The organism is Mesorhizobium kowhaii, assembly GCF_042431665.1.
GTDB classification, from domain to species: domain Bacteria; phylum Pseudomonadota; class Alphaproteobacteria; order Rhizobiales; family Rhizobiaceae; genus Mesorhizobium; species Mesorhizobium kowhaii.
Map to the genome: position 1 here is coordinate 1 of NZ_JBHLYT010000076.1, position 6,562 is coordinate 6,562.

3 protein-coding genes and 2 pseudogenes are annotated in these 6,562 nt (G+C 60.4%); 4 read left to right on the forward strand and 1 reads right to left on the reverse strand.

Annotated elements, in window-relative coordinates:
• Nucleotides 1–159: 159 nt before the first annotated feature.
• Complete coding sequence (locus ACFFNA_RS34195; protein ID WP_378924298.1) at nucleotides 160–3,135, reverse strand: Tn3 family transposase; 2,976 nt, start codon at nucleotides 3,133–3,135, stop codon at nucleotides 160–162.
• Between the two features lie 258 nt (nucleotides 3,136–3,393).
• Here ACFFNA_RS34195 and ACFFNA_RS34200 point away from each other — a divergent pair.
• From ACFFNA_RS34200 to ACFFNA_RS34215, 4 genes and pseudogenes are all read left to right on the forward strand, one after another.
• Nucleotides 3,394–4,230: pseudogene (locus tag ACFFNA_RS34200) on the forward strand (DUF1403 family protein).
• 55 nt (nucleotides 4,231–4,285) lie between these two features.
• Nucleotides 4,286–4,576, forward strand: a pseudogene (locus ACFFNA_RS34205) (SMC-Scp complex subunit ScpB); the annotation flags it as partial.
• Between the two features lie 40 nt (nucleotides 4,577–4,616).
• Nucleotides 4,617–5,345, forward strand: a complete 729-nt coding sequence (locus ACFFNA_RS34210) for an IS6 family transposase (RefSeq protein ID WP_378924300.1) — start codon at nucleotides 4,617–4,619, stop codon at nucleotides 5,343–5,345.
• Nucleotides 5,346–6,054: 709 nt separating this feature from the next.
• Nucleotides 6,055–6,562: 4Fe-4S cluster-binding domain-containing protein (locus ACFFNA_RS34215; protein ID WP_378924302.1), on the forward strand; the 508-nt coding region annotated here is incomplete at its 3' end.

Below are 6,562 nucleotides of genomic sequence, written 5' to 3' on the forward strand. Positions count from 1 at the left end.
AGTGCGCGACAGGCCGAGCAGCTCCGCGCCGCGGTCGATGATGGTGAGATCATCGTCGCGAAACCGCATCGAGACGGGTGTTTCCTTCCTCGTGGCCGTAGTGGGGTCGGAACAAGAACTGTTCCCAGCGACACGCTAAGGCCGAACGGAGCATGAACGTCATGCAGCGTGACGTAGCCGAGCCGAAAGTCTGAGCGACCGGAAGCCTTCAGGCATCTGATGTTCTGCATCCCAGGTGTAGATGCCGGTCAGATTGATGTGTTCCCAACTCAGCGGCGATACGTGCTTGAGCAGGTGATCCGGAATCTCGCGATGCATTTTGCGTAAGTGGGTGACGGCCCGTTCGATATAGACCGTGTTCCAATGGACGATCGCACTGACGACGAGGTTGAGGCCCGATGCGCGGAATGCTTGACTTTCGAACGACCGGTCGCGGATTTCGCCACGCTCGTGGAAGAAGACGGCGCGTTTGAGTTTGTGCGCTGCCTCGCCCTTGTTGAGACCGGCTTGGCAGCGCCGACGCAATGTCGAGCTCGAGTACCACTCGATCATGAACAGCGACCGCTCGATGCGGCCGAGTTCCCGAAGAGCCTTGGCCAGTTGGCTTTCCTTCGGTGCTGCCGAGAGCTTCTTCAAGATCGTCGAGGGTACAACGGCACGGGTGGTGATCGACGCCGCCAGATGAAGCAGATCATCCCAGTGTTCGAGGATCAGGGTGGTGTTGATCGGCGCCCCGATGTGGTTTGACAGCGCCGGGTACGCATCGCCTTTCTCGAACGTGTGGAACTTCCGATCCTTGAGATTGCGCAGTCGCGGTGCGAACCGCTTGCCGATCAGGGCGAACAGTCCGAAGACGTGATCGCTCGCGCCGCCCGTGTCGGTAAAGTGCTCCTGGATGTCGAGGATCGTATCCTGATCGAACAGGCCGTCGAGCACATAGGCGGCCTCGCTTTCGGTCGGGCTGATGGGCAGGATGCTGAAGTAGCCGTACTGGTCGGACAGATGGCTGTAAAACTTCGATCCCGGCTCACTGCCATAATGTAGATTGATATCTCCGCGCTTTGCGGCTCGGTCGCTTGCTCGGAAGAACTGACCGTCGGATGACGCGGTTGTTCCGTTGCCCCAAAGGCGAGAATGCGGATGGCGGGTGTGTGCGTCCGTCACGCAGGCCTGGGCCGCGCGGTAGGTCTCTGACCGGGCGTGGAAGGTGCGCATCCAGCTGATCTGGTGAGCGCTGATGCCTTTGGACGCACTGGCCATCCGTTTCGGACCGAGGTTGGTCGCATCGGCCAGTACGCCAGCCAGCATGGCCGAGATATTCCTCGGAGTGTCACCTGTGCGAACATGCGTGAAGCAATCCGCAAAGCCGGTCCATTCGTGCACTTCCCGCAGGAGGTCCGGCACCTCGACCAACGGATAGAGATCGCTGATCTCGGCATTCAGTTCCTCGACTGCAGCGGGAACCTCGCCGGCGGTCGGCGTGACAATCAAGGTGCCAGCTTCAAGACGAACACCTTCGAGCTTCCCAGACCGTGCTCTGTGCGCCAGGCGCTTCAGATTGAAGTCGAGTATCTGCCGTACTTCGGCAAGCCACTGCGCGCCGTCACCCTGGACGCCCAACCCAAGCCGATCCTCTTCCTTCATTGTGGTGAATGTCGCCCGCGGCATCAGATGCTCGTCGATCGGCCGGAAGGATCGGCTGCCGTCGACCCAAATGTCGGCAGATCGAAGCCGGTCTCGCAAAGCCGCGAGCGTCGCAATCTCGTAGAGACGGCGATCAGGCTTCCCCTGGCCGAAGATGAGCCGTCGATCCGCTTGGCTGAGATGGGTGACCGGCACGCGCTCCGGGAGCGTCCGACGCTTCTCGGCATAGAGCCGTTTCAGCAGCGAAATTGCCACAAGAAGCGGATCGTGTCGCCGCGCCGATTGGAATGTGAACGCCTGCAGAAAGGCACCGGCATACTTGTGGACGGTTGCATACTGTTCAGCCGCCAAGGTCAAGGGCAACGTCTCGTTGTCCTCGACCATTGACTGGAGCTCAGGCTTGATCCGCAGCAGCCGGTGCCATCCAACTTCCTGATCGAGCACCTCCAGTGCGTTCCGGCCATAATCGTTCGCGGACTGCAGGGCTGTGATCGTGTCGAGGAACATGCGCAGCGCCTTGGCGGTATCCGGTCTGCAGTCCATGTGTCGCTGCTTCTTGCGGTTGTTGGCTTGCGAAAACAGCCGACCCATCAACTTGATGAACATCGTCACCGCATCATCCGTGAGCTTCTGGCCGAGCTTGATGACTTGCGCGACGATCAGAGCATGCCGACGGCTGGCATTGAAGTCGTTGGCCAACCATGCCGGCGTGGCGTTCCCTTCACGGATCATCTGGTCCCACCGACCCGAGGAAATCCGCATCTGCAATCTCGGATCGATCTCCAGCGTGCGCAGGAAGGCAATCCGTTCGGTCAGTCCGACTAGGTTCGACGCACCTGGCGCATCCGGCGCTGTTCGCAGCCAGTGAAATCGTGTCTGCCCGATCGACGGGTCAACCTCCAACAGCCTGTCCAACGATGCAAGCTGATCGGGCGGGATACCTTCGACGAGTTCTTTCTCGGCGCGTCGGCGAGCTATCGCACGACCGGCAAGGCCAATCTTCTCGATAGAATACGGCGAGGGAAGGAGCGCGTGTCGTTTCCGGAACTCGGCAATGACTGCTGTCGCGATCGGCAATCCGTGGTCGCCATTAGCCGCCGCATCGATTGAAGCCACAAGGGCCGCGCGGCGATCGTCTCTCGAGGCAGTCCGGAGACCGAGGTAAGCCATCAAAGACCGGCTATGATCGAAACGCGTCTGCACTCGATGTGCATAGAGGGCGTACAGGCGGGCGTCGACGCCGAGCTGATCCGCAAGATAATTGATCACAGCCGCGGGTGGCCGCTCGCTATCCCACAAGAGCCGCCCCGTTTGGCGCATTGTGCAGAGTTGAACCGCGAAGCCCAGCTTGTTCTGCGGTCGGCGACGGAGCTCGCATTCCAACCGATCTGCCGGGTCCAGTGTAAAATGACGGATCAGACTATCCTCGTCCGTCGCTATGCCCAGGAGTATCGCCGCTTCCTTTGAGCTGATAAGCTGTCTTCTCCCCATTCGCGTTCTCCCTTGGCACACACCGACTCCAAGGGGAAATTGGTCGCCATCAGCCGAATGCTTTCAACCGGCCGGCAGCCTCATCTACAGATCAATTACGCGCGTTCGTGCTTCGTTCGGTCTTAGCGTGTCTGCGGGAACAGTTCTTGTTCCGACCCCTGGCTGCGCCGCGCCATCCCGGATGCGCAAAGCCTTGCTGGGAAAGACGTCGAGGACATAGCGATCGCCGCCGGCGCAGCCATCAGCGCGCTTGATGCGGTGGTTCGCCGACAGGAGCGCTGGGCTGGAGCTTGGCGGCAACGCCTGGCGCTTGCGGCGGCCGCGGTAACAGCGAAGCAGGCCGGCCGCGTCGAGGATGAAAGCGCGCTGCGTGATGCCGTGCTGCTCACACGACCGGGCGATTTTTTGTCCGTCGGCCCCGCCGGATCGATGCTGCTTGCCTGGCGTCGGCAGGCCGTTACGCCTGCGGAGGAGCTTGTGACCAAGAGAAATCTGGCCGCGGTGTTGGAAGAGTTCGGCTACGCCCCGGATGATGGGGTGGTCTGCGATCTGGCGGATGATCTCCGGCAACTCGCGGCCGGCGCCGGCATGGTCGCAACGCTGACCGGCCCATTCATGGCCGCCGAACGCCACGGCTTTGCGCGCGCAGTCGGGGCATGGCTCGCCGACGCCCTGCTGGCGCAACGGCTGGGTTGGGCGCAGGCCGTGCCGCTGTTGGGCGCCGAAGTTGCCTTGGGTACAAGCGCCCCGCCCGCGTCGATCGGCAGCCAGCGCTGTGGCGACAAGCATCGAGACAGATCCTGAGCGTGCAAAAGGTCTGCTTGCCGCGCTGCGCGCGGTGCGCTGCGCGCGATTGATCTTTGCGCCGAACTCGGGCGCCGCGCGGACCGGCTGCTTGCCGTTGCGCCGAAACTCAGGGCCAAGGCGGCGGATCTTGTTGTCGACAAGCTGCTGTCCGACGATGCGACCGTTGCCTCGGAAAAGATCGCAGGCATGAGTGACCGCGGTCTGCGCCGCCTGTTCGACCGGCTGGTCGAACTCGGCGCCGTGCGCGAGCTGTCCGGCCGCACCACGTTCCGTATTTGCGGGCTCTGACGATAATGGTCGAGGCGGCGCGCGCGAGAAGGGGAAAGGTCGATCAGCTGACCAGCTGTTTGACCGGGAACTGGATCATCTGCCGCCGGAGGCGCGCTGGCGCGAATGGATGAACCGCGTCGAGGCCACCATTTTTGCCGCCAGTGAACCGGTCGGTCGCGAGGCGCTGGCGCGCGTCGTCGGCAAAAGCTGCAGCGTCGATCTTCTGATCGACGATATTCGCGAGGAGCTGCGCGGTCGACCCTATGACCTGGTTTCGGTCGCCGGCGGCTGGAAACATTTGACCCGGCCGGTCTATGCCGACGCCATCCGCGCCGCTGTAGGCAGCAATGAAAAGGCGTCCGACCGGTAGCGTCGCCTCAACATTTTCGGCGGACTTTACGGGCATGAGCCTGCACCCGCCCACCGATATTATGACGCTCCGATACAAGCGTCATCGTTTTCCTGCCGAGATCATAGCGCATGCGGTGTGGCTCTACTTCCGATTTCCACTGAGCCTGCGTCATGTGGAAGATATTCTGGCCGAGCGCGGCATCGAAGTCTCGTTCCAGACTGTGGCGGAATGGGCTGCCAAGTTCGGCCGCGGATATGCCCGCTCCATCCGGCGGCGGTCCAGGGGTAGTTTTGCCGACAAGTGGCATCTCGACGAAATGGTCGTTGCTATCAAGGGCAAGAAATTCTGGCTGTGGCGGGCCGTCGATGCCGATGGCTATGTTCTCGATGCCTTGATCCAGAGCCGCCGGAACAAGAAGGCGGCCTTGAAGCTGATGCGAAAGCTGCTGAAAGGGCAAGGCATCACGCCGCGCGTCATGATCACCGACAAGCTCAGATCCTACGATGCGGCCAAAAGGGAAATCATGCCAGGTGTCGAGCATCGATCGCATAAGGGGCTGAATAACCGAGCGGAGAATTCTCATCTGGCAGTTCGACGGCGAGAACGAGGTATGATCCGGTTCAAGTCGGCACGACAATGCCAGCGCTTCGTTTCCATCCATGGCCCGATCGCCAACCTCTTCAATCTTCACCGGAAACATCTGATAGCCGCCGATCACCGCAACATTCGAGCCGCCGCTATGGCGGTCTGGAGGCAAATCGCTTTGTCGACAGCCGCGTGAAGAGGCCACATCGGGGGGCATCCCGTGCCCAACCCAAGTTAAGGCGACGCCCCATCCTGTCTTACCGGGTCAGTTCTCAGTGGCAATCAACAGAGACGTCCATGTTCGGAATCTGACACACTGACGCACAAGCATTCCGCGTTGCGGGCCGATACACGTGGTTTTGCCCCCTTTATCGCACAACCTCTTTGTTGGCCCGCCGATTGCATGGGACACGGTGGAGAACCATTACGAAGATTGCGATCTGGCGGTCTCCGACAGAGGAGGTCCATGTGAAATGTGCTCAACCGATGCAGCTCCATGCGATATCTTCTGGACTGTTGGGTGCTGCACCGCCAATCGAAGGTTTTCCGTGTTCGACGCGGGCGCCGCTTTCGTTCACCCAGCCGCGGCTTGGTTCCTTTCTTGTCTGTCGGCGGCAGCGAGACCTCGCCCATGCAACTGCGGGCTTCGCCTTCGCGGGAAGCTGGACGAGGGGCCGCAGTGGGGCCTTGGACGATAGGTGGCGCGCCATGAGATGCTACACACCGTTGTGCTTGGGGCGGAGCCCTGCCAGGACCTTGGGGCGCAGGCAAAACGGACTCGGCAGGCAATTTTGGTTCATTGCGAGGACCGGAGTATGAGCGATCGTAAGAGGGATGCGCGGACGACCTCGGCGCCGGCGCCTACATCGCCCACTAACTGGGACTCGCCGCACCGTACCGCTGCCATGAATTTCATCGAAGGGACGCGCGAGGTAACCAAGGGCGAGCTACAAGACCACAGTATCACGCGTTATCGTGTGACCAAATTCTATCGTGAACAAATCACAGACGGTGACTATTATGACCAGCTTAAACACATTGTCGAACCGTCATTGAAAGAGTTTGAGAGTCCTGGCAATCTGGATACAAGCGGAGAGCACGACAACACGGTTTCACCCGGACTTCAACATAAGTATGCCCAGACGGGATTGTTGCTGGTGACGGACCGTTGCGCTTCATACTGCCGTTATTGCTTTCGGAAACGCATTGTTGGCCATAAGTCCGATGAAATTGCCACCGATTTCTCTCAGATTGCGCGATATATTATAGATCACCCTGAGATGACCAATGTGTTGCTTTCGGGGGGGGATCCCTTCGTGCTCAGCACTGCCAAGCTTCACAAAATTCTTGATCATCTGCTGCCGATCCCGCATTTGGATTCAATTCGATTCGGCACAAAAGCAGTCGCCTACG

Coding starts and splice junctions, on each gene's coding strand:
- ACFFNA_RS34210 (WP_378924300.1), top strand. CDS start 4,617: ATGAGCCTGCACCCGCCCACCGATATTATGACGCTCCGATACAAGCGT.
- ACFFNA_RS34195 (WP_378924298.1), bottom strand. CDS start 3,135: ATGGGGAGAAGACAGCTTATCAGCTCAAAGGAAGCGGCGATACTCCTG.